Below are 20,691 nucleotides of genomic sequence, written 5' to 3'. Positions count from 1 at the left end.
GGAATATTTAGCGTGAGTATTCAAATCGAGAAGTATTCAACTCGAAATGCTCAGTTTGATAAATAGCCCAACTTAATGAATTTAATTAATTCTACTCGATGACGTAAGCGAATGAACACAACAACTGCAATAGCAGGTACAGGTTTAACTATACGCCCAGATGAAGGCACAAGTGAGCAGTTGAACAATGACCGCTTGAAGAAAACGAACGTGCTAGGTCTAGTGTTAGCTGGTGGATTATCTACCCGTATGGGGCAAGACAAAAGTCTCCTATGTTTGCGTTCGACAAATCAATCACTAGTTGAGCATGCTCAAAATGTGCTGTCGAGTGTTTGTAATGGGCAAGTCATCGTAAGTGGCAATGGCGCTGAGCAGTTACACGATGTTTATCCTGATTGTGGTCCGCTAGCCGGTATTCATGCTGGTCTTGCGTATGCACTGAATCAGCGCTCTGTCGCTGGTGAGCTTGAACCAGCCGAGCAAATAAGTGCTATGTTGGTAACGCCCGTTGATATGCCAAATTTAACGGCTAGGACGATAATGTTATTGATTGAAAAAGCGCAAAATAATAACAACTTAGCGCACTTTACAGGTTTCAATCTTCCGCTTTATGTGCCTTTACATAAGAGTATCTTGCAATACCTTGCGAGCGTATTACGAGATAAGAAGGCGTTGTCGATTTACCAATTGCTTAAGGTAAATCAAGGGCAGGCGATCCCTATTCCCCATACAGTGAGTGTGGATGAGTTTGTTAACGTTAATTCACCTGAGCAGTGGCATAAACTAAATGCCTGTTCAACGAATACTTGAAAATGCCTGACGCGAAAGAATGCCGATAGTCTGGAAAATTGAAACAACATTAGGCTATAGAAATTCGTCTTTAACCATGACCTGATAAAGAACGTACTAAGAGAACAAAAACCTATGACACATACATCAAGTAATAAGCACGTAGCGCTGAACATAGCAGTGCTTACCGTTTCAGACACGCGGGATGAAGAAACCGATACATCAGGAGCGTTTCTGGTAAACGCGTTAGAAGCTGATGGGCATCGTTTGGTTGAAAAGCGCATCGTAAAAGATGATAAGTATCAATTAAGAGCAACGGTTTCAAATTGGATAGCATCAACACAAGTGCAAGTTGTGTTAGTGACTGGAGGAACAGGCTTTACAGCGCGAGATACTACACCTGAAGCGCTGTCGGTTTTATTTGATAAGGAAATCGAAGGTTTCGGCGAGTTGTTTAGATATATTTCCTATACCGAAATTGGCACCTCGACTGTTCAGTCTCGCGCTTTAGGGGGCATGGCTAACGGCACCGCAATATTTTGTATGCCTGGGTCGACGGGGGCGTGTCGCACTGCGTGGACGGGAATATTGCAACAACAGCTTAATGCTGATCATCGACCGTGTAATTTTATTGTTCATTTGAAAGATAGCGAGGCGCCGCCTTGTGACAGTCGAGGGTAATATATGACGCAGGAAAAAACATTATCCCATGTTAATCAGCATGGCGAAGCGAACATGGTTGATGTAACAGATAAATCTGTTACGCAAAGGGTTGCCTACGCACAAGGAAATGTGTTGATGTCGCCCAAAACGTTATCCCTGATAAATAATCAGCAACATGCCAAGGGTGATGTGTTTGCCGTTGCGCGTATCGCTGGCATTCAAGGGGCAAAAAAGTGCAGTGATTTGATTCCTTTATGTCACCCGCTTATGTTAACCAAAGTACAAATAGATTTTGCCACCCTTGAAGATGAAAGCGGCATTCGAATTAGCGCGATGTGCAAATTAGCCGGTCAGACAGGCGTTGAAATGGAAGCACTCACCGCTGTTTCTGTGGCGGCGTTAACCCTGTTTGATATGTGTAAGGCTGTTGACCCATCGATGACGATAAACGGTATTCAGGTTGTGGAAAAGCTAGGCGGGAAAACGGGACACTGGCAAAGAAAAGAGGCGCAAGCGTTATGATCCAAGTGTTATTTTTTGGCCAGTTAAAAGACCAAGTCAAAATGCCGTCTGTTAAGGTTGAAGAGGCCGCTACAAGCGTTGGTGAGCTGAAAAAGACATTGGGCGTAATGCATCCTCAATGGCAACATTACCTGACGAACGATTCGATTTTGGTCGCGGTTAATAAGACCATCGGCAATGATCAAACGGTGCTTAGCGACGGCGATGAAGTTGCCTTTTTTCCACCTGTTACGGGAGGATAACCAAGTGCAAGATGTGATTGAGGTACAAACTGAAGACTTTAATCAAGGTGCACTTTATGATGCACTCAGGCAAGACAGTCTTGCAAACGGTGCCATTGTAACGTTCAGTGGCCTAGTGCGAGATTTTAACCAAGGCCATGAAGTTGGCGATTTGTTCCTAGAACACTATCCGGCGATGACGAAAGCCAGTTTGTTGAACATAGTGACTGCCGCTCGTGCACGTTGGCATTTCGGTAAAATCATTCTTATTCACAGGGTAGGGCGACTTGCACAGGGGGAGCAGATTGTTTTTGTTGGTTTAACGTCAGCCCACCGTAAGGACGCCTTTGACGGGGTTCAGTTTATTATGGATTATCTCAAGACTGAGGCACCTTTTTGGAAGAAAGAGTCCACCTCGGAAGGAGATAAGTGGGTGGCAGCGAATGTGAGCGATACCCAAGCGCGACTTAGGTGGGACAAGCAAGATGAAATGTAAGCCAGTCCTTAAGGCCGCACTGTTATGTTTATTTGGAGTGTGTATGCCGGTATTCGCCCATGCTGAGGTAAAGGTCGCCGTTGCCGCTAATTTTAAACCCACGTTAGTCACCTTAATCGATGAATATACAAGAATGCACCCTAAGGCAGACATTCGAGTGTCAAGTGCTTCTACTGGTGTGCTTTATGCGCAAATTAACCGAGGCGCTCCTTTTGATATATTTTTATCCGCTGACAGTGACCGCCCAAAGCGACTTGAAAAGAGCGGTCTTGTTGAGGCTAATACTCGAAAAAACTACGCCTTGGGGCAGTTAGTCCTTTGGCGCAAAGGGTTTTCTTCGGTAAACGCTGAATCGCTTAATACGTTAACGGGTAAACTCGCTATTGCTAACCCGAAACTTGCCCCTTTTGGTTTAGCAGCAAAACAAGCAATGCAGAAACTAGGCACATACACCGCGCTGCAATCACGCATTGTATTGGGTAACAACGTGTCGCAAACGGCCCATTATGTGAAATCTGGCGCCGCTGAGGCAGGTTTTGTCGCGCTCAGCCAAGTAATACAGCGCAGTGGGCAAAGTAAAGACTATTGGCTTCTGCCCAGTCATTTATACTCGCCAATAAACCAACAAATGGTCGTGATTAAGCAATCGGGGCGGCCAGAACATGAAACGCAAGAGGTGATGGCATTCCACCATTTTATATTAAGTGACGCGGGCCAAAGCATCATTACAAAGAGCGGTTACCAAAGCAGTAAAATGCAATCTATTCCTAGAGTAAAACCGGATGTTCAGTGACCTCTTTGCAGATGAAATTTGGCTTGCAACCTTACTGACACTTAAGCTTGCGATTACGACAACCTTAATACTACTGGTTATCTCAATACCCTTGGGGTGGTGGCTTAGCCAATCGAACAACCGGTTCAAACCTGTTATTGAAGCATGCGTTACCCTCCCGCTCGTGTTACCCCCTACGGTACTTGGTTTTTATTTATTAGTGCTGTTTTCACCGCAACACCCTGTTGGATCAGCTTGGGTTTCGGTGTTTGATTCAACCCTTGTGTTTTCGTTTTATGGATTACTTTTCGGCTCCATTTTATATAGTTTGCCATTCATGGTTCAGCCAATCCGTGACGCGTTCGTTAAAATCGATAGAGATTTACTAGATGCGAGCCGTACTTTAGGCGCGAATCGGATCCAAACCTTTAAGTGGCTTATTTTGCCGTTAAGTAAGCATGGAATAACGACAGGGTGCATATTGGCCTTTGCTCATACCATAGGCGAGTTTGGTGTAGTGTTGCTGATAGGGGGTAATATTGAAAGTGAAACGAGGGTGCTGTCTATATTGCTGTATGACTTAATAGAAACAAATCAAATGGAAGCGGCCAATCAAGTCGCGATGGTATTAGTGTGCTTCGCGTTTGTAGTACTTTTGTTCCTTAGCGTCCTTAGAAAAAGAGAAAATACGACGGTTTTGTGATGTTCCTGTGATGTTGTTCAGCGGATATTGGAATTAGTATTAGGCATCACCACTCAAGTGCAGCGCGGTGAGACTAAAGGTAATACCATTCCACGTTAATAAGTGATCACTCAGCGAGAGTTTAAAAGGGCTTAAACAAGGCGCATGACTGAATGAATAGTTGTTCTCTTTCGAAGTCATGCAACGCAGTGTAAGCCCTTTCAAAACTCGCCTGAAAGGAATGCCCCAGCAGCTTTTGCTCTGCGTTCTCACTATTCGAAAGGGAACAACCATTGCTTCATAGCGACGCCTTAATCAAAAACCGCTGGACGCATTCTGAGGGGGGCACTTATTAATGCGGATTGGTATAAAGCACTAGCAGAAAGTTTCATTGTTCTTGAACATCAGCAAGTTGATTACCGCGACACGTCAGTGGTGCAGTTAAATTCGTTAAAAACCAACATAGATGCGCGTGGATTTGCTGTGGTAGCCTGGGTAACGGATGATACCTTGCGTCCTCTTCAAGTTGTGGCCGCAGAATTACCTAGAAATTGGGTGAAAGACTTAGAAAAGTAATAACAATAAGGGGCTTACGCGACTATGTATTGAGGGGGGGCTTGAGGGGGGCGGATACCCAAGATAAACCACCTTTAACGGTTGATCTTGGGTAGCGTGTAAATCAGCTTGGTGTAAACAGCAACTTAAAAAGCGCTTTAGCGGAGAGATCCCCTGAGCTGGACGTTGCGGTTATTCGTTACCGCAGTCTTCCTGACATTCGCCATAAAGATACAGACTATGATGAATAAGCGTCATATTATGGCGTTTGGCGACCTCTTCTTGACGTTTTTCAATTACTTCATCTTCAAATTCGATGACCTTACCGCAATTTAAACACACTAGATGATCGTGATGTTTTTTATGGCTAATTTCGAAAACAGATTTCCCGCCTTCAAAATGATGACGGTTTAGAATACCAGCGTCATCAAACTGATTTAAAACACGATAAACCGTCGCCAACCCGATTTCTTCGTCTTGCTCGATTAGGATCTTGTATACATCTTCAGCGCTGATATGTTGATTATCTGGATCTTGCAGTATTTCAAGGATTTTTAAACGAGGTAGCGTGACTTTCAATCCCGCTTTTTTTAATTCTTTATTTTGGTCCATAGATCCAACTTAACTTTTAATGTAAACAACTTAATCCCAAACTGTACCGATAATATCGCCAGTGATCCAGTCATATCATTGTTTACTAATTTAACTGTGTTATAAAAAGGCGTTTAGCACATTTTTGTGTCTAAACAGTCCCTAAACCTTATAACGTGAAGTCTTATATAAAAAAGGAGCTTGCGCTCCTTATAAAAAATAACTTTATATTAATGTGGTTATTGAAGCTCAGCTAAACACATTTCTTCGTGTATCTGTTTACACCAAGCTTTAACTCGACTTTCGGTCAGCTCAGGTTGACGATCTTCATCAATGCCGAGCCCGACAAAATGATCATCGTCAGCCATGCCTTTTGATGCTTCAAAGTCGTAGCCTTCACTAGGCCACTGTCCAATAAGGATAGCACCTTTGGCTTCAACGATATCTCTTACCATACCCATGGCATCAAGGAAGTATTCAGCGTAGTCTTCTTGATCACCACAGCCAAATATTGCCACTAGTTTGTCAGCGAAATCGATCTCTTCCAATTCAGGAAAGAAGTCATCCCAATCACATTGCGCTTCACCATAATACCAAGTAGGAATACCGAACATGAGTAAATCAAACTCGGCAATATCTTCTTTGCTGCTTTTAGCAATATCATGTACGTCAATTAGGCCTTTGCCTAACTCTTTTTGGATCATCTTGGCTATATGTTCAGTGTTACCTGTGTCACTACCAAAAAAAAGGCCTACGCTCGCCATTGTGTTGAATACCTCAAAATCTAGTTATATCTGTCTGGACGTTAACCAGAACCATTAAGTTGCTTGCCAAAAATATTGCACAACGCCTTTAAACAGGAAGCCAGCAGCGCCTAAAAACAAGACTAAATAAACGACTACTCTACCTATCATAGGCACATTATTTTTTCTCAAAACATCATGTACAGCAAAGCCCATGAGTAAAAATAAACCTACCAGCGCCAAGTCTAGGGCGATGGCCTCAATTTGTTCATAATTATCGCTTAACATGGTCTCTCGCTACATTTCATTGCGGCGCTACTTTAGCATATTGAGGCAGGGTTGAAAAAAACTAATTTAGTAAAAATGTACGTATATGTTTTGCGCATTCTGAAGGTTTTTCAGCGTGCAGCCAATGACCTACACCTGAAATGACTCTAACCCGACTATCAGGAAATAATTCGGTGGTCTGTTTTGTGTAACTGGCTTTTAAGTAGTCAGACTTTTCACCTTTCAAAAACAACACGGGCTTGCTAAATTTTTGCTCACTATCGATACCCTTTGAGAGTATTGGGTAATCACGGTCTAGCAGCGCTAAATTAAAACGCCAGTGCCAGTGGCCAGAGTCATTGTCTTGATACAAGCTTTTCAGTAAAAATTGCCTGACCGATGCTTCAGATACAAACTCACTCATTTGTTTGTCAGCATCTTTACGATCATCAATTTCTGTTAGATTAACACTTAGCAAAGACTTAAATACATTCTCGTGTCTGGGTTCATAAGTAACAGGCGCGATATCCAAAACGGTTAATGTGGTTATTAAATCCGGTTGGGACAATGCCATCTGCATTGCAATTTTGCCGCCAAGAGAATGGCCAACCAAATGAATCTTGGTGATTTCCAGTGTCGACAGTAAATGAATAACTGCCTGTGCATAAGCAGGGAAACTGAACTGCTCTGAATGTTGTGATTTGCCGTGGTCGGGTAAATCTATCGAAATGATATTAAACTCTTTATTTAATTGTCGACGCAACATGGCAAGGTTATCTAGACTGCCAAATAGGCCGTGAATTAATAATAGCCAAGGTTGGTTTTCTGCGGCGCGATCAATTCTATGGTGAATGTGTAAATTAGAAATAATACTCCCCTATTAATTGATAAATAAGGATTACAGAAGAAAGTAAGAAAGGGGGTGTGGTCACAAACTAGTGACCACTAAAGTGAATTAATCAATTAGGTAAGATTCTAACGACTTCCCACTATCAAGTGCTGCTTTGAATACTTTAGGCATACGACCTATGCCGGTCCACTTATGCTCATTACCTTCACTATCTTTCAAGCTATATTTTACCGGACGCTTTTTGCCGACTTTCGCCGTTTTCTTCGCAGGCTCAGCTTTTTGAAGGTCGTTCACATCTAACCCAGCTTCTTCTAATTGAGCAAGGATCTGATTTAGCTTTTCGTTTTTCTCTCGCTCAGCTTCTTGCTGTTCTAATTCTTTTGCTTTGCGATTCTCAATGATGGAATTTAGCTTATCTGCAACAGTTTCTAATTCCTCAACAGATAATTCCTTTACTGCTCCTTGTAAACGACGTCCATGAGTCAAAATGCTAATGAAATCACTCATAATTTACCTTTTAATTTTAAATGTATACCTAATACGAAACATATATTTTTACGTGATAGTTAGCAATAAGTTTATCGAAATAATTACTTTTTCATAGCGCTAAATAATTAAAAATTGCAATTATTGAGTAATATAAATAAAAAAGGCGAAATAATTTTCGCCTTTTTTATGTTTACAGTTTAATTACATATTCGGATAATTTGGACCACCAGCACCTTCTGGTACTACCCATTTAATATTCTGGCTAGGGTCTTTGATATCGCAGGTTTTACAATGCACGCAATTTTGTGCATTAATTTGCAGCGCTTTTTCTCCTTGTTCATTGTCGATTATTTCGTAAACTCCAGCAGGGCAATAGCGCTGTGCAGGTTCATCGTACAAGGGCAAATTTACTGTGGTTGGAATTGCATTATCTTTTAACTTCAGATGTGAAGGCTGATCTTCCTCATGGTTAGTATTAGATAAAAACACAGAAGATAATTTATCGAAACTTAATACGCCATCGTATTTAGGGTAATCGATTTTTGCGCAATTTTTAGATTGTTTAAGTTGTTCAAAATCTTTCGCATTATCTGACAAATTGAAAAACATTTTGCCATTAAAGATATTTTGTTCGAGGGTGTTGTAAGCGCCGCCGCCAAATGTGCCAAATTTATGTAATGCGGCCCCGAAGTTGCGTGAACGAAATAGTTCATCAAAAACCCAAGACTCTTCAAACCGTTTAGCATAATCCGTTAAATCTTTTCCACCTTGCTCTTCTGCTCCTAGGGCCTGAATGAGCGTTTCGGCTGCTAACATGCCGGATTTCATGGCCGTATGATTACCTTTAATTTTGGCGAAATTGAGTGTGCCTGCTTCGCAGCCAACAAGTAGGGCGCCAGGTAATGTCATTTTGGGCAACGAATTATAGCCGCCTTTTGCTATGGCTCGTGCGCCATAACTAACGCGCTTACCGCCTTCTAAATATTGTTTAAAGACCGGATGATGTTTCATGCGCTGAAACTCATCAAATGGGCTCAAGTGCGTGTTGCTATAATTTAGGTCAACAATTAAGCCAACAAAAACTTGGTTATTTTCCGCATGGTACAAATAAGAGCCACCTGATGCTTCGGTAAGAGGCCAACCTGCACTATGAACTACTAGGCCTTCTTGATGCTTGCTTGGGTCAATATCCCATATTTCTTTGAAGCCAATTGCATAATGTTGAGGCGACTTTCCTTTGTCTAAATCAAATTTAGCGATTAACTCTTTGCCTAAATGGCCGCGGCAGCCTTCGGCGAATACAGTGTATTTCGCGCGTAATTCCATGCCCGGCATGTAACCGTCTTTATGTTCACCGTTGTGGCCGATACCCATATCACCGGTAATCACCCCACCAACACTACCATCATCGTTGTAAATCACTTCTGCGGCGGCAAAGCCAGGAAACACCTCTACACCTAACGATTCAGCTTGTTCTGCTAACCAACGTGACATATTGCCCATGCTCACAATGTAGTTACCTTCATTATGCATGGTTTTCGGTGTCATTAAATTCGGTAACTTAGTCGCTTTTTGCTCATCGCGCAGATAATAAATATGGTCTTCTTTTACCTGAGTGTTGAGAGGTGCGCCCATTGATTTCCAATCCGGAAACAATTCATCTAACGCTCGGGTTTCAAATACCGCACCTGATAAAATATGCGCCCCCACCTCGGAGCCTTTTTCAACGACGCAGACCATGAGTTCTTGTTCTTTTTCCTGAGCTAATTGCATCAGTCGACATGCGGTTGAGAGCCCAGCTGGACCAGCACCGACTATCACTACATCAAACTCCATCGATTCTCGTTCCACCAGTATCTCCTCTTTTATAAACATGTATTAATTAAAAAAATGCGTTCGTTTTTGTTTGTTACACAATTTTTACAATTTAGTTGGTTGTTGTTTTACGGATAGAGCCGATAAAGCGCAACTTATTTGTATATATATTTTCTATAAGCCACATTTATAGAGGGCTTAACTGCTACCTATTACAATGCCAGTGATTATTTACCATCGCACAATATTTAGGCTAGTCACTGCGTTATTATCTACATTTTACGTTGGAATTGGATTAATTATCACTGTGATCCCACCCTTAAAACGCCATATTTTGCGATTGGTCATTTGTGAGTATTGTGCACGGGTTGACGTGCACGTCAACAGAACGTAAATTAAATGCATTCCGTAAATGTAATGTTAAATTACATTTTTTGTTGCTCAAACGCCTGTCAAATGAGGTGAAAATGAAAATATTAGTGCCGGTAAAACGCGCCATCGACTATAACGTTAAAGTACGCGTTAAAGCCGATAATAGTGCAGTGGATTTAACCAATGCCAAAATGTCTATCAATCCATTTTGTGAAATTGCGGTTGAAGAAGCAGTAAGACTAAAAGAAAAAGGTGTAGCAACAGAGATCGTGGTTGTTTCGATTGGTGATAAATCTTGCCAAGAGCAAATCAGAACTGCATTAGCACTCGGTGCTGATCGTGGCTTGCAAATCGATACCAGTGAGTCACTAGACTCATTGCAAATTGCCAAACTCCTTAAGAAAGTCGTTGAAGACGAGTCCCCTGATTTAGTTATTCTGGGTAAGCAATCAATAGATTCTGATAATAACCAAACCGGGCAGATGTTAGCTGCGTTAACTGGCATGCCCCAAGGCACATTCGCTTCTGAAGTGAACATTGATTCCGGTAAGGTTAAAGTGACTCGCGAAATTGACGGTGGCTTGCAAACAGTAGAACTGAACTTGCCTGCAGTGGTTACGACCGATTTACGCCTAAATGAACCACGCTATGCTTCACTACCGAATATTATGAAAGCAAAACGTAAGCCTCTTGATGTGAAAGCTGCTGCTGATTTTGGCGTTGAGTTAACATCTAACGTTAAGGTGCTTAAAGTTGAGCCACCAGCGCAACGTTCAGGCGGTGTAAAAGTGGCTGATGTAGCTGAATTGGTTGATAAATTGAAAAACGAAGCGAAGGTGATCTAATGGCAATTCTTATATATGCAGAGCACGACAATAGCCAATTAAAATCTGAATCCCTTAAGCTGGTTAATGCTGCGACGAAAATGGGTGATGACCTTCACCTACTTGTTGTGGGACATCAATGCGCTGACGTCGCGGCCCAAGCAAGCGAAGTCGATGGTGTGAGTAAAGTATTAGTTGCTGACAACGAAGCGTATGAACATCAGTTAGCGGAAAACGTAGCTGAGTTAGTTGCTGAATTAGGCAAAGACTACAGTCACGTGGTGTGTGCAGCCACTACCACAGGTAAAAACTTTATGCCCCGCGTTGCCGCGTTGTTAGATGTGGCGCAATTGTCAGATGTGATTGGTGTGCAAAGTAGCGATACGTTTGTACGTCCTATTTATGCGGGTAATGCCATTGCGACTGTTCAATCAAGTGATAGCATTAAAGTATTAACGGTACGAACGTCTACTTTTGATGCTAACGGCACAGGTAATAATGCACCTGTTGAAACGATTGATGTGGTTAAAAACTCAGACATTTCAGCATTTGTTAGCGCAGAGCTTACTGAATCTGAACGTCCTGAACTGACCGCAGCCGATATAGTGATTTCCGGTGGGCGAGGGATGCAAAACGGTGAAAACTTTAAATTGCTAGATGGCATTGCAGATAAGCTTGGCGCGGCTATGGGAGCTTCACGTGCTGCCGTTGATGCCGGCTTTGTGCCGAACGATATGCAGGTCGGGCAAACGGGTAAAATAGTCGCCCCACAATTGTATATCGCGGTGGGTATCTCTGGCGCTATTCAGCACCTTGCAGGTATGAAAGACTCCAAAGTCATAGTGGCTATCAATAAAGATGAAGAAGCACCTATCTTTCAAGTCGCTGATTATGGTTTAGTCGGAGATTTGTTTGATGTCTTACCGCAATTAGAAGCTGCGTTGTAGCGTAAATTTACGCTACTTTTTCTCGTGTATCTATTATTCTGATATGCAAACTAAAGCCGCTACTTTTAGCGGCTTTTTTAATGGCTGCGCTAGTGTAGAACACCCACTACTAGGATGCTCCCAATATAATGCGTAGAATAATTAATCGAACGAGCGTTTATTGCTAAAATAGTCTTTGCGTTACTTGCTATAACTCTATATTTTCCTCACATCATATTTATCATACAAATTGAAACAAGAGGCAGTTGGTTATGTCTATACCAAATAGCGACACATTAAGTATTGGCGTGTGTGATTATCCTGAACATGTGCCCCAGAATGAATGGGCGGAACATGCTGAACAACAAAAAGCGTTAGGCCTAACATATGTTCGTCTGGCTGAATTTTCCTGGGCTAAAATTGAACCTACAGATGGCGTATTTGATTGGCAGTGGCTAGATGATGCGATTGCAACGTATGTTGCAAAAGGCCTTAAGATTGTAATGTGTACCCCCACAGCTACGCCTCCTGCTTGGTTAGTACAAAAGTTTCCACAAATTTTAGCCATTGATGCCCAAGGCCAGACCATGAAATTTGGTTCGCGCCGTCACTATGACCATGCCTGTGAAACGTACCGCATAGAATGCAAACGAATTACAACCGAGATAGCGAAGCGCTATGGTCAACATGCTGATGTGATTGGTTGGCAGACTGATAATGAGTTAGGTCATGAAGGCACTGCAGTGTCTTATGGCGGTGCGAGCGCGGCGCGTTTTCCTAAGTGGCTTGAAGCTCGTTACCAAACCTTGGACGCATTAAACGAAGCTTGGGGCTGCGCCTTTTGGAGCCAAGATTATTCACAATGGTCGCAAATTTGTCCGCCAAATTTAACGGCTGTTCGCCAGCCCAACCCGTCGCAGGTATTAGATTATCAGCGCTTTTGTTCGGACATGATAGACGAGTTTCAACAGCTGCAAATAGAGGTGCTTAGGGCGCTGTCGCCGGATCGGTTTATTACCCACAATTTCGTTATTTTTGCCGAAGAGTTTGACCTATACAAAGTGGCCAAAAACTTAGATTTTGTCGCTTGGGATAGCTATCCAATCGGTATGCTAGAGTTTTTCGCTACTTGGGAGAGCGAGGAAACAAAAACAGAATTCGCCCGCACTGGTCACCCCGACTTGGTTAGTTTTAATCACGATTTATATCGCGGCATTAAAGGTGGTAAAGATTTTTGGATAATGGAGCAGCAATGCGGTCACGCTAATTGGGCGCAGTACAATCCGTTACCCGCCAAAGGTGCAGTTCAGTTGTGGTCCGCTCAGGCGTGGGCTCATGGCGCAAGTTCAGTAACTTACTTTAGGTGGCGGGCAAGCCACATGGCTCAAGAAATCATGCATTCCGGGTTATTGCAGCAAGACGGACGCGCTGATCGCGGTTATCAAGAAGTGAAAGACTTTGACCCTAGCCAATTCGCACTTGAAAAAGTAGATGCAAAAGTCGCGCTGTTACACGATTACAATAGTCTATGGGCCTACAACGTGCAGCCTCATAATAAAGACTTAAATTACTGGCATCAATTTATGATGTTCTACACTGCATTGCGCGAACTAGGGGTTGATGTTGATATTATTCACCCCGAGCAATTGGCAGATAAACAATATGCGCTGGTTGTTGCCCCCGCTCTAACGTTAATGGATGAAAAAACGGCCCGAGTACTGACAAACCAAGCTCAATCGACCCCTATTATATTTGGCCCGCGTACGGCTTTTCGTCATAATTCAGGGCGTGTTGCTAACAAAGGGCAGTTCGAATTAATCGAAGATATAGTCGGCATTAAACTGGCAAACTTTGATTCGCTTCGTCCTACATTAGAACAAGCAATTTGTTGTGAAAATACAAAGACAGAGTTTAGCGCAACGCTTTGGTGTGAGAGTTATGAAGCAACCAGTGCTGTTGTGACGCATACCTACACGCATGGGCCTATGGTTGGTTTGCCTGCGGTCACCCAAAAAGACAAGGTAAGTGTCATTGGTGCATTATCAGCAGGGTTAATTAGCAGCGTCTTAATCGAAGCGTTAAGTGGAGCGGGAATAACAACTTACCGTCTACCCAAAGGCCTAAGACTTAGTAGACGAGGTAATACCACGCTAGTACAGAACTTTAACCAGCAAGCCGTTGAATGGCAGGGGATAACGTGCCCTGGCGTTTCATTTACAAGGCTTAAGTAAGCTATATAGCAATATAAACGCCCAGCGTTTCATTTGAAGCGTAGGGCGTCTGTACTTATTAATGCGGATTGGTATTATAGTTTTATCACCGAGTTTTCTTCATTTGACATGGGCGACATTGTATAAGCATCAGCTTGCCAGTCATTTTCGTATGCTTTGTCATCTAACAAATATCTGAATTGGTATTCATTCTCTACCGGTAAGTCCATCGCTGCAGAGAAACTACCGTTTTTGAGCTTCTTCATCACAGTCGCACTTTTATCCCAGTCATTAAAATCTCCAACGATGCTGACGGAGTCTGCTTCTTTCGCTTCTTCCTTGCTGATTTTAAATGTGACCTTACAAACAGGTTTAGATTTCAAATATTGTTTCTTAAAAGCCATGATTTTCCTCTCGTGCGTAATTAAAGAACAGATTTTGTGCATTTATACACCAATATTCCGTATTTTTATAATTATTTAGTAATAAAATTACGAAAAATTTAAAACTTTACTCTTTACCCAATATGAAACGACAACAACGAGCAATTAACTTGCCCTAAATTGATGCATTTCTCCTTATGTTGCAACTGCTTATCGAGCAGACATCGTTCATTAAATAATTTATCTTAAGCTCTTATGTCTTTGATTTTAATGGTATTTACAGGCTGTGTGAGCTGAATTGCTACCAAATGCCGCTGTCTTTCTTTATTAAATTAGCTATATGATATTGGTATAAGCATAAACTGTGCTCAACGTAGCGCTTGTAGGTGTAAATCTTCGGCTACCATTATGACGTTAAGATGGCAACACAGGGAAAGCGCTCAAAGTAATTGGTATGACTCCTTACTTCACCGACTGAATTTTTTAGCGTATTGGCTCGGAGATAGCCCAGTGTGCTTTTTGAATAAACGGGTAAAAGAACTTAAATCGTCGTAGCCCACCAAACTGACAATTCGCTCAACACTGTGCGTTGCTGATTCTAAGTGCTTTTTAGCCGCTTCGACTCTTACACCTTGTAAATATGAGAGAGGAGACTGGTCTGTAGCACGTTTAAATCTGCGCACGAAAGTACGCTGCGTTAAGTTCACCGTGGCGGCTAATGATTCGATAAAGACTTTTTGCGCATAATTCTCTTCGAGCCATTGTTGCACAGTCAGTATTTCAGCATCCTGATGGTATTTTTTGGTGCGCAGCGAAGCGTAGGCTGATTGTTCTCCTCTGGATAAATCAATCACGTGGGCTTTCGCCGTCGTGGTAGCGATATCATGCCCTGCGTAACGCTCAATCAATAATAATGCTAAGTCAAACCAAGCCATCCCACCGCCAGAACAGAAAATATTGTCTTGTTCTGTTATCAAGCGATCGATCATTAAATTAACTTGGGGATAAAGTTTGCCAAATAGCTCAGCGTAACCCCAATGCGTTGTGGCCATGCGTTTGTCTAATATGCCCGCTTGAGCAAGTAAAAATGCACCACTACAGTTACTCGCTATGTCTGCTCCGAGCGCATAGTGGTGCCGAATATGAGGCAGTAACGCAACATTGTTTTTCAGGACTTCAAGGGGATCACCACCGATAGTCGGAATTAACAGCAGATCGGTTTTGCTGACGCTCTCGATGGCAACATGAGCGTTCAATTCGAGCTGGTTTATGCATTTAACGTTGCGTCCGCCTATTGACGCTATCTGAACGTCAAACAAGGGCTTGATAGGTTGGCCTTGCATACGTTGCCAGGTTATTCCAGCTAAACCAAAAATATCCAATACACCTGTTATGGCACTGGCATAAGCTTGATCGAACCCTAAAATGGTTACTTTAAACACAAAATATTCCTCACTATAAACAACTGTTTTTAGCAGCTATCACCAGCTTTTATAACTGTCTTAATTCACCATTATTATGTCATATATGACAATTAATCGCGCTTCTTTTATCTGCGAAGCTACAATCTGTTAAAAGAATGTTGCCTAACTTGGCGTCACAATAATATGTCGTGTTTCCATGGTGGTTACAGGTAAATTTCGACAGGTAATTAAAGGTATAAAAATGAGCGAAGAACTGGTCAGTCGTAAAGAGTTAGCCTTCCAATTGTATGAAGTGCTTGATACTGAGTCCTTATGTGAAAGAGAACGATACAGCGAGCACAACAAAGGCACGTTTGACGCAGTCATGGAAACGGCCGATAAAATAGCCAGAGAAAAATTTGCACCTCATAACCGCAAAGCTGACTTAAATGAGCCTACCTTTGACGGGGAACGAGTACACATGATCCCTGAGGTGAAAGAAGCGTTTGACACTTATGCTGAGTCGGGTTTGATTGCAGGACGCTTTGACTTTGAAGATGGCGGTATGCAGCTGCCTGAAACGATTATGATGGCGTGTTCAAGCTACTTTACCTCTTCAAACCCTTCAAGTACGGGCTATTCATTTTTGACGGTAGCGGCCGCTAATGTGATTAAAAACTTTGCCAGTCAGTCGATAAAAGACAAGTTTATGCCACGCATGTTGACCGGTGAATTTACCGGGACTATGGCATTAACTGAGCCACACGCTGGTTCTTCTTTGGCTGATATTACCACGAATGCCAAACCTGCGGGTGACGGAAGCTATCGAATCAAAGGCAGCAAGATGTTCATCTCGGCGGGCGATCATGAACTGTCAGACAATATAGTGCATCTTGTGTTAGCTAAAATTCAAGGAGCGCCTCCTGGGGTGAAAGGTATCTCACTATTTGTGGTGCCAAAATATCGCTTAGATGAAAATGACCAACCGAGCCAGCGCAATGATGTGTCTCTTGCGGGTCTTATTCATAAAATGGGCTATCGCGGTACCACGTCAACGGTATTGTCATTTGGTGAAAAAGACGATTGCCATGGCTATTTAGTAGGTGAAGAACATCAAGGCTTAAAATACATGTTCTTGATGATGAACGAAGCACGTTTAGGTGTGGGATTCGGTGCCGCTATGCTGGGTTACGCTGGCTATCGCCATTCTTTACAATATGCCAAAGAGCGAACCCAAGGGCGCGTTGCGCCGAACAACAAACCGACCGACAAACCCGCTACGATTATTCAACATGGTGACGTTAAGCGTATGCTTTTAGCGCAGAAGTCTTATGTGGAAGGTGGCATGTCATTGTGTTTCTACGCTGCTCGATTAGTCGACGACTTACATACGGCCGCAACACCAGAAGAAAAACAAAAAACCGCCGAACTGCTTGATTTATTGACCCCAGTGGTAAAAGCATGGCCAAGTGAGTTTGGCCCTAAAGCCAATGATTTAGCGATACAAATTCTTGGTGGTTCTGGTTATACACGGGAATACCCAGTGGAGCAGTGCTGGCGTGACAATCGTTTAAACCCGATACACGAAGGCACCAATGGCATTCAAGCATTAGATTTGATGACACGTAAATTATGGCAAGCGAATGGCGCTGGTTTAGTGGCGTTGCAAAAGGCCATGAGTGACGATTTCGCCAAAGCACAACACAGTGTTAGCCAGCAACTTATTGCGGACCTACAGCCTTATCTCGGAAAGTTACAAACCCTTATTCCTTTGATTGGTTCAGAACTTCGAGGTGAAAACCAAAATGCATTGCTGGCCAATGCAAGTTGCTTTTTGACAATATTTGGTCAAATCGTTGTGAGTTGGATATGGATCCGCCAAGCCATTACCGCAGAGGCGGCACTGGCGAAAGGGCAGTTACCACAAGACGACGAAGCGTTTTATCGCGGTAAATTGCAAGCCGCAAAATATTTTATTGATTGGGAGCTAAGTGCAATCAATCGTGATTTCACCTTATTAACAAATATGAACGACAGTTGTAGCGCGATGCAAGAAGCATGGTTCTAACTTTGTTAAACCATTACCAGCGCGTTTTGTATAGTGAAGGAGTTTTTTAATATGAAAAATACACAGTTTTTGTTAGCCAAGCGCCCCGTGGGGACACCAACAAGAGAGAACTGGGAGCAGGTAGAGAGTGACATACCTGAGTTGGGGCAAAATCAAGTATTAGTTAAAATCGCCTACATTTCTCTCGACCCGGCCATGCGTGGCTGGATGAATGACGGGAAATCCTATATTGCCCCAGTAAAGATCGGCGAAGTAATGCGCGCCAGTACCGTTGGTGAAGTCATTTCATCAACGTCACCTGATTACCGCAAAGGTGACTATGTTTTTGGTCACGGCGGGGTTCAGCAATTTGTGGTTTCAGATGCTCAAGATTTACACAAAATTGATATCAGTATTGCGCCGTTAGAGCGCTATTTAGGTGTGCTGGGCATGCCAGGAATGACCGCTTATTTTGGCTTACTCAATACAGGACAGCCTAAAGAAGGGGAAACGGTTGTAGTATCAGGCGCTGCTGGTGCAGTCGGCACGGTTGTTGGGCAAATTGCCAAGCTAAAAGGCTGTACTGTGATAGGTATCGCCGGTGGTAAAGACAAATGCCAATATCTTGTGGATGAACTAGGTTTTGATGGAGCGATAGATTACAAAAGCGAAAATGTTAAAAAAGCGCTTAAAGCCCATTGTCCAAAAGGCGTTGACGTTTATTTTGATAATGTAGGCGGTGAGATTTTAGACGATGTACTCACACAAATTCGCATGCATGCGAGGATCGTAATCTGTGGTGCTATTAGTCAATATAACAATACAACAGCAGTAAAAGGCCCATCAAACTACTTGTCGCTTCTGGTGAACCGCGCACGTATGGAAGGCATTGTGGTATTTGACAATGTAAAACACTACGGTGAAGCCGCTGAGCAAATGGCTAAGTGGATATCTGAGGGTAAATTAAAAGCGAAAGAACATGTGGTAAAGGGTATCGAGCATTTCCCCGAGACCTTACTCATGTTATTTAACGGTGAAAATACAGGAAAGCTTGTTCTGAAGGTGGATGACGAATAATGAGTGATAACAGTGTAGCTGGAAAGCATATATTAATCACAGGCGGAGCGTCAGGTATCGGTGCTGAGTCCGCATTATTGTTAAGTAAGCGCGGTGCAAACGTCACTATAGGCGACTTGAATGAAGCTGACGGCAATGCTCTAGTTCAGCGCATTAACGACGAAGGCGGCCAAGCACGTTTTTGCAAAGTGGATGTCAGCGTAAGCGAGTCGGTTGAGGCACTGTTTAGAAGCGCTATCAGTGAATTAGGCAATATTGATGTGGTCATCAATAATGCCGGCATTGATCACGATCCTAAATTTATGCTTGAAATTGATGATGCGACATTCCATAAAAATATCGCTGTGAACGTCAATGGCGTGTGGTATTGCATGAAGCAAGCGCTGGCGCACATGATGGAAAATGGCGGTGGCCATATCATTAATATTTCATCAGTGGCAGGCATTCGAGCTGCACCTACTTTGTCAGCATATAGCGCAGCGAAACACGCGGTGGTGGGCTTAACGAAAACAGCGGCAGTTGAATACGCTAGGCACAACATTCGCTTCAACGCGGTATGTCCAAGCTTTATCCGCACCCCTATGGTGGAGAATGTACTTTCAAAATTAGATGAACGTGGGCAAAAAGCATTGGTAAAAGCAAACCCTATGAAACGCCTCGGTGAGCCACAAGAAATTGCTGGAGCAATAGCATGGTTATGCACACCAGAGTCAAGTTTTATGACCGGACATACAGTGGTTCTAGACGGCGGAATGACCGCGTAACCAACGATTAATTTAAAGGACAAAAAATGAAAACAGAATTATTTGATTTAACGGGGAAAGTTGCGTTAGTCACTGGCGCGAGTCGCGGTATTGGTGAATCTATTGCAAGGTTGCTTGCTACTTACGGCGCCCATGTGATCGTGTCGAGTCGTAAAATAGATGGCTGCGAAGCGGTCGCACAAAGCATTCGTGATGCAGGGGGTAAAGCAACTGCGTTAGCCTGTCATGTCGGGGAGATGGCACAAATTGAATCAACGTTTGAGACCATAAAGAGTGACTTTGGTCGCTTGGATATTTTAGTCAATAATGCCGCAGCTAATCCGTACTTTGGGCATATTCTAGATACGGATTTAGCAGCCTACGAAAAGACGGTTGACGTCAATATTCGCGGGTATTTCTTTATGTCAGTTGCTGCAGGTAAAATGATGAAAGAGCAGGGTGGCGGGGTGATACTCAATACTGCGTCGGTGAACGGTGTTTCACCTGGCGCTATGCAAGGTATATATTCTGTTACCAAAGCGGCTGTTATCAGTATGACTAAAGCATTCGCCAAAGAATGTGGCCCGTTGAATATCCGAGTGAATGCTTTGCTTCCGGGGCTAACTGAGACGAAATTTGCTTCGGCGTTAACATCGAACGATAAAATATTAAAAACGGCGTTAATGACAATTCCATTGGGGCGCGTTGCACAACCTGACGAAATGGCCGGTACTGTACTGTACTTGGTATCCGATGCATCGACCTATACCACAGGTACGACTATTACCGTTGATGGCGGTTATTTAGCTTAAAAATGGCCTGAAAAAACAGCTAAAAAGACCTTGTCTAAAAGGTCTTATCTAATAAAGATAAAAAACCGCCAGTGTGAGCATTCTCGCGCTGGCGGTTTTTTATACATGATATCTATTTTTTAACCCAGTTGCCGTTTACCAGCACATAGTGCCCTGATGCGGTTTTCTCATAGGCTTTTTTTGCCGCGAGCTTTTCAACCTGCTCTAGTGTTAAGTTGTTCTTAGACGCGAGTTGACTGTATTTCGCTTTGCGTTTGTTATTTACTTCTTTGATGAGTGCAATAACATCGGGTTGACTGACGACGGCTCCTAGATAGCCGTCTGTCTGCTCACCCACTAAACCTTGATCTTTAGCATCGTCCAATTCAACGGCAAATGTCATGCTTGTGAAAAATAAGGATGTTGCTGCAACAAATGTGGTTAATAGGCTCTTTTTCAT

General features: G+C 43.0%; 24 protein-coding genes. 15 read left to right on the top strand and 9 right to left on the bottom strand.

The window, feature by feature from the left end; translation table 11 throughout:
• The first annotated feature begins 111 nt into the window (after positions 1-111).
• The 8 genes from mobA to GCHA_RS23025 all read left to right on the top strand — a co-directional run bounded on the left by mobA (position 112) and on the right by GCHA_RS23025 (position 4,721).
• Positions 112-810, top strand: coding sequence for a molybdenum cofactor guanylyltransferase (mobA, locus tag GCHA_RS09215; protein ID WP_007987396.1), 699 nt, complete (start codon positions 112-114; stop codon positions 808-810).
• A gap of 114 nt (positions 811-924) precedes the next feature.
• Positions 925-1,470 (top strand): molybdenum cofactor biosynthesis protein B, encoded by a 546-nt coding sequence (moaB, locus tag GCHA_RS09210; RefSeq protein WP_007987394.1) that lies wholly within the window; start codon positions 925-927, stop codon positions 1,468-1,470.
• A gap of 3 nt (positions 1,471-1,473) precedes the next feature.
• Positions 1,474-1,974, top strand: coding sequence for a cyclic pyranopterin monophosphate synthase MoaC (moaC, locus tag GCHA_RS09205; protein ID WP_007987393.1), 501 nt, complete (start codon positions 1,474-1,476; stop codon positions 1,972-1,974).
• Positions 1,971-2,216, top strand: coding sequence for a molybdopterin converting factor subunit 1 (gene moaD / locus GCHA_RS09200; protein WP_007987391.1), 246 nt, complete (start codon positions 1,971-1,973; stop codon positions 2,214-2,216). Before moaC ends, moaD begins: the two co-directional genes overlap by 4 nt.
• A 4-nt stretch (positions 2,217-2,220) precedes the next feature.
• The gene (moaE, locus tag GCHA_RS09195; protein WP_007987389.1) at positions 2,221-2,691 is read left to right on the top strand and encodes a molybdopterin synthase catalytic subunit MoaE; all 471 of its coding nucleotides are present in this window, start codon (positions 2,221-2,223) and stop codon (positions 2,689-2,691) included.
• Between the two features lie 43 nt (positions 2,692-2,734).
• Positions 2,735-3,484 (top strand): molybdate ABC transporter substrate-binding protein, encoded by a 750-nt coding sequence (gene modA / locus GCHA_RS09190; RefSeq protein WP_007987386.1) that lies wholly within the window; start codon positions 2,735-2,737, stop codon positions 3,482-3,484.
• On the top strand, positions 3,474-4,166 hold the full coding sequence (gene modB / locus GCHA_RS09185) for a molybdate ABC transporter permease subunit (protein ID WP_007987385.1): 693 nt from the start codon (positions 3,474-3,476) through the stop codon (positions 4,164-4,166). Before modA ends, modB begins: the two co-directional genes overlap by 11 nt.
• Positions 4,167-4,577: 411 nt before the next feature.
• Positions 4,578-4,721, top strand: coding sequence for a hypothetical protein (locus GCHA_RS23025; RefSeq protein ID WP_007987381.1), 144 nt, complete (start codon positions 4,578-4,580; stop codon positions 4,719-4,721).
• Between the two features lie 171 nt (positions 4,722-4,892).
• On the opposite strand, the gene fur is transcribed toward GCHA_RS23025, so the two are convergent.
• The 6 genes from fur to GCHA_RS09155 all read right to left on the bottom strand — a co-directional run bounded on the left by fur (position 4,893) and on the right by GCHA_RS09155 (position 9,491).
• Positions 4,893-5,312, bottom strand: a complete 420-nt coding sequence (gene fur / locus GCHA_RS09180) for a ferric iron uptake transcriptional regulator (RefSeq protein ID WP_007987379.1) — start codon at positions 5,310-5,312, stop codon at positions 4,893-4,895.
• Between the two features lie 218 nt (positions 5,313-5,530).
• Positions 5,531-6,055, bottom strand: coding sequence for a flavodoxin FldA (gene fldA, locus GCHA_RS09175; RefSeq protein WP_007987378.1), 525 nt, complete (start codon positions 6,053-6,055; stop codon positions 5,531-5,533).
• A gap of 54 nt (positions 6,056-6,109) precedes the next feature.
• Complete coding sequence (locus GCHA_RS09170; RefSeq protein WP_007987377.1) at positions 6,110-6,322, bottom strand: DUF2788 domain-containing protein; 213 nt, start codon at positions 6,320-6,322, stop codon at positions 6,110-6,112.
• Positions 6,323-6,383: 61 nt separating this feature from the next.
• The gene (locus GCHA_RS09165) at positions 6,384-7,142 is read right to left on the bottom strand and encodes an alpha/beta fold hydrolase (protein ID WP_458252573.1); all 759 of its coding nucleotides are present in this window, start codon (positions 7,140-7,142) and stop codon (positions 6,384-6,386) included.
• A 114-nt stretch (positions 7,143-7,256) separates the two neighbouring features.
• Entirely contained in the window at positions 7,257-7,658 is a 402-nt protein-coding gene (locus tag GCHA_RS09160; RefSeq protein WP_007987375.1) for an H-NS histone family protein, read from the bottom strand.
• Between the two features lie 183 nt (positions 7,659-7,841).
• Complete coding sequence (locus tag GCHA_RS09155; RefSeq protein WP_039992282.1) at positions 7,842-9,491, bottom strand: electron transfer flavoprotein-ubiquinone oxidoreductase; 1,650 nt, start codon at positions 9,489-9,491, stop codon at positions 7,842-7,844.
• A 431-nt stretch (positions 9,492-9,922) separates the two neighbouring features.
• Between GCHA_RS09155 and GCHA_RS09150 the strand changes: the two genes are divergently transcribed.
• The 3 genes from GCHA_RS09150 (at position 9,923) to GCHA_RS09140 (ending at position 13,808) form a co-directional block, all read left to right on the top strand.
• Positions 9,923-10,672: an electron transfer flavoprotein subunit beta/FixA family protein gene (locus tag GCHA_RS09150; protein WP_007987373.1), complete on the top strand. Its 750-nt coding sequence runs from the start codon at positions 9,923-9,925 to the stop codon at positions 10,670-10,672.
• Positions 10,672-11,598, top strand: coding sequence for an electron transfer flavoprotein subunit alpha/FixB family protein (locus GCHA_RS09145; RefSeq protein WP_007987372.1), 927 nt, complete (start codon positions 10,672-10,674; stop codon positions 11,596-11,598). Before GCHA_RS09150 ends, GCHA_RS09145 begins: the two co-directional genes overlap by 1 nt.
• A 251-nt stretch (positions 11,599-11,849) precedes the next feature.
• Entirely contained in the window at positions 11,850-13,808 is a 1,959-nt protein-coding gene (locus GCHA_RS09140; RefSeq protein ID WP_007987371.1) for a beta-galactosidase, read from the top strand.
• Between the two features lie 74 nt (positions 13,809-13,882).
• On the opposite strand, the gene GCHA_RS09135 is transcribed toward GCHA_RS09140, so the two are convergent.
• On the bottom strand, positions 13,883-14,191 hold the full coding sequence (locus GCHA_RS09135) for an isoamylase early set domain-containing protein (protein WP_007987370.1): 309 nt from the start codon (positions 14,189-14,191) through the stop codon (positions 13,883-13,885).
• Positions 14,192-14,637: 446 nt separating this feature from the next.
• On the bottom strand, positions 14,638-15,612 hold the full coding sequence (locus tag GCHA_RS09130) for a GlxA family transcriptional regulator (protein ID WP_007987368.1): 975 nt from the start codon (positions 15,610-15,612) through the stop codon (positions 14,638-14,640).
• Positions 15,613-15,835: 223 nt separating this feature from the next.
• Between GCHA_RS09130 and GCHA_RS09125 the strand changes: the two genes are divergently transcribed.
• From GCHA_RS09125 to GCHA_RS09110, 4 genes are read left to right on the top strand one after another with little or no spacing between them, the layout of a single operon-like run.
• Positions 15,836-17,641, top strand: a complete 1,806-nt coding sequence (locus tag GCHA_RS09125; RefSeq protein WP_007987366.1) for an acyl-CoA dehydrogenase — start codon at positions 15,836-15,838, stop codon at positions 17,639-17,641.
• A gap of 51 nt (positions 17,642-17,692) precedes the next feature.
• Positions 17,693-18,697 (top strand): NADP-dependent oxidoreductase, encoded by a 1,005-nt coding sequence (locus tag GCHA_RS09120; RefSeq protein ID WP_007987365.1) that lies wholly within the window; start codon positions 17,693-17,695, stop codon positions 18,695-18,697.
• On the top strand, positions 18,697-19,461 hold the full coding sequence (locus GCHA_RS09115; protein WP_007987363.1) for an SDR family NAD(P)-dependent oxidoreductase: 765 nt from the start codon (positions 18,697-18,699) through the stop codon (positions 19,459-19,461). The genes GCHA_RS09120 and GCHA_RS09115 overlap by 1 nt, the downstream gene beginning before the upstream one ends.
• A gap of 26 nt (positions 19,462-19,487) precedes the next feature.
• A complete protein-coding gene (locus GCHA_RS09110) occupies positions 19,488-20,252 on the top strand; it encodes an SDR family oxidoreductase (protein WP_007987361.1) in 765 nt (254 codons plus the stop codon).
• 112 nt (positions 20,253-20,364) lie between these two features.
• Here the strand turns inward: GCHA_RS09110 and GCHA_RS09105 are convergent, their stop codons facing one another.
• Positions 20,365-20,691 carry a YdbL family probable chaperone protein gene (locus GCHA_RS09105; RefSeq protein ID WP_007987359.1) on the bottom strand — a complete coding sequence of 109 codons (327 nt, stop codon included), beginning with the start codon at positions 20,689-20,691 and terminating at the stop codon, positions 20,365-20,367.

The organism is Paraglaciecola chathamensis S18K6 (assembly GCA_000314955.1).
GTDB lineage: Bacteria > Pseudomonadota > Gammaproteobacteria > Enterobacterales > Alteromonadaceae > Paraglaciecola > Paraglaciecola chathamensis.
The sequence above is the reverse complement of the archived record's forward strand: the minus strand, read 5'-3'. Positions and strand labels throughout refer to the sequence as shown.

Bases quoted from the DNA above. Each gene is read 5' to 3' on its own strand.
- GCHA_RS09120 (WP_007987365.1), top strand. From the start codon at position 17,693: ATGAAAAATACACAGTTTTTGTTAGCCAAGCGCCCCGTGGGGACACCA.
- fur (WP_007987379.1), bottom strand. From the start codon at position 5,312: ATGGACCAAAATAAAGAATTAAAAAAAGCGGGATTGAAAGTCACGCTA.
- GCHA_RS09140 (WP_007987371.1), top strand. From the start codon at position 11,850: ATGTCTATACCAAATAGCGACACATTAAGTATTGGCGTGTGTGATTAT.
- mobA (WP_007987396.1), top strand. From the start codon at position 112: ATGAACACAACAACTGCAATAGCAGGTACAGGTTTAACTATACGCCCA.
- GCHA_RS09145 (WP_007987372.1), top strand. From the start codon at position 10,672: ATGGCAATTCTTATATATGCAGAGCACGACAATAGCCAATTAAAATCT.
- moaD (WP_007987391.1), top strand. From the start codon at position 1,971: ATGATCCAAGTGTTATTTTTTGGCCAGTTAAAAGACCAAGTCAAAATG.
- GCHA_RS09115 (WP_007987363.1), top strand. From the start codon at position 18,697: ATGAGTGATAACAGTGTAGCTGGAAAGCATATATTAATCACAGGCGGA.
- GCHA_RS09135 (WP_007987370.1), bottom strand. From the start codon at position 14,191: ATGGCTTTTAAGAAACAATATTTGAAATCTAAACCTGTTTGTAAGGTC.
- GCHA_RS09160 (WP_007987375.1), bottom strand. From the start codon at position 7,658: ATGAGTGATTTCATTAGCATTTTGACTCATGGACGTCGTTTACAAGGA.
- GCHA_RS09150 (WP_007987373.1), top strand. From the start codon at position 9,923: ATGAAAATATTAGTGCCGGTAAAACGCGCCATCGACTATAACGTTAAA.
- GCHA_RS09170 (WP_007987377.1), bottom strand. From the start codon at position 6,322: ATGTTAAGCGATAATTATGAACAAATTGAGGCCATCGCCCTAGACTTG.
- moaC (WP_007987393.1), top strand. From the start codon at position 1,474: ATGACGCAGGAAAAAACATTATCCCATGTTAATCAGCATGGCGAAGCG.
- moaB (WP_007987394.1), top strand. From the start codon at position 925: ATGACACATACATCAAGTAATAAGCACGTAGCGCTGAACATAGCAGTG.
- GCHA_RS09125 (WP_007987366.1), top strand. From the start codon at position 15,836: ATGAGCGAAGAACTGGTCAGTCGTAAAGAGTTAGCCTTCCAATTGTAT.
- GCHA_RS09105 (WP_007987359.1), bottom strand. From the start codon at position 20,691: ATGAAAAAGAGCCTATTAACCACATTTGTTGCAGCAACATCCTTATTT.
- fldA (WP_007987378.1), bottom strand. From the start codon at position 6,055: ATGGCGAGCGTAGGCCTTTTTTTTGGTAGTGACACAGGTAACACTGAA.
- GCHA_RS09110 (WP_007987361.1), top strand. From the start codon at position 19,488: ATGAAAACAGAATTATTTGATTTAACGGGGAAAGTTGCGTTAGTCACT.
- modB (WP_007987385.1), top strand. From the start codon at position 3,474: ATGTTCAGTGACCTCTTTGCAGATGAAATTTGGCTTGCAACCTTACTG.
- modA (WP_007987386.1), top strand. From the start codon at position 2,735: ATGCCGGTATTCGCCCATGCTGAGGTAAAGGTCGCCGTTGCCGCTAAT.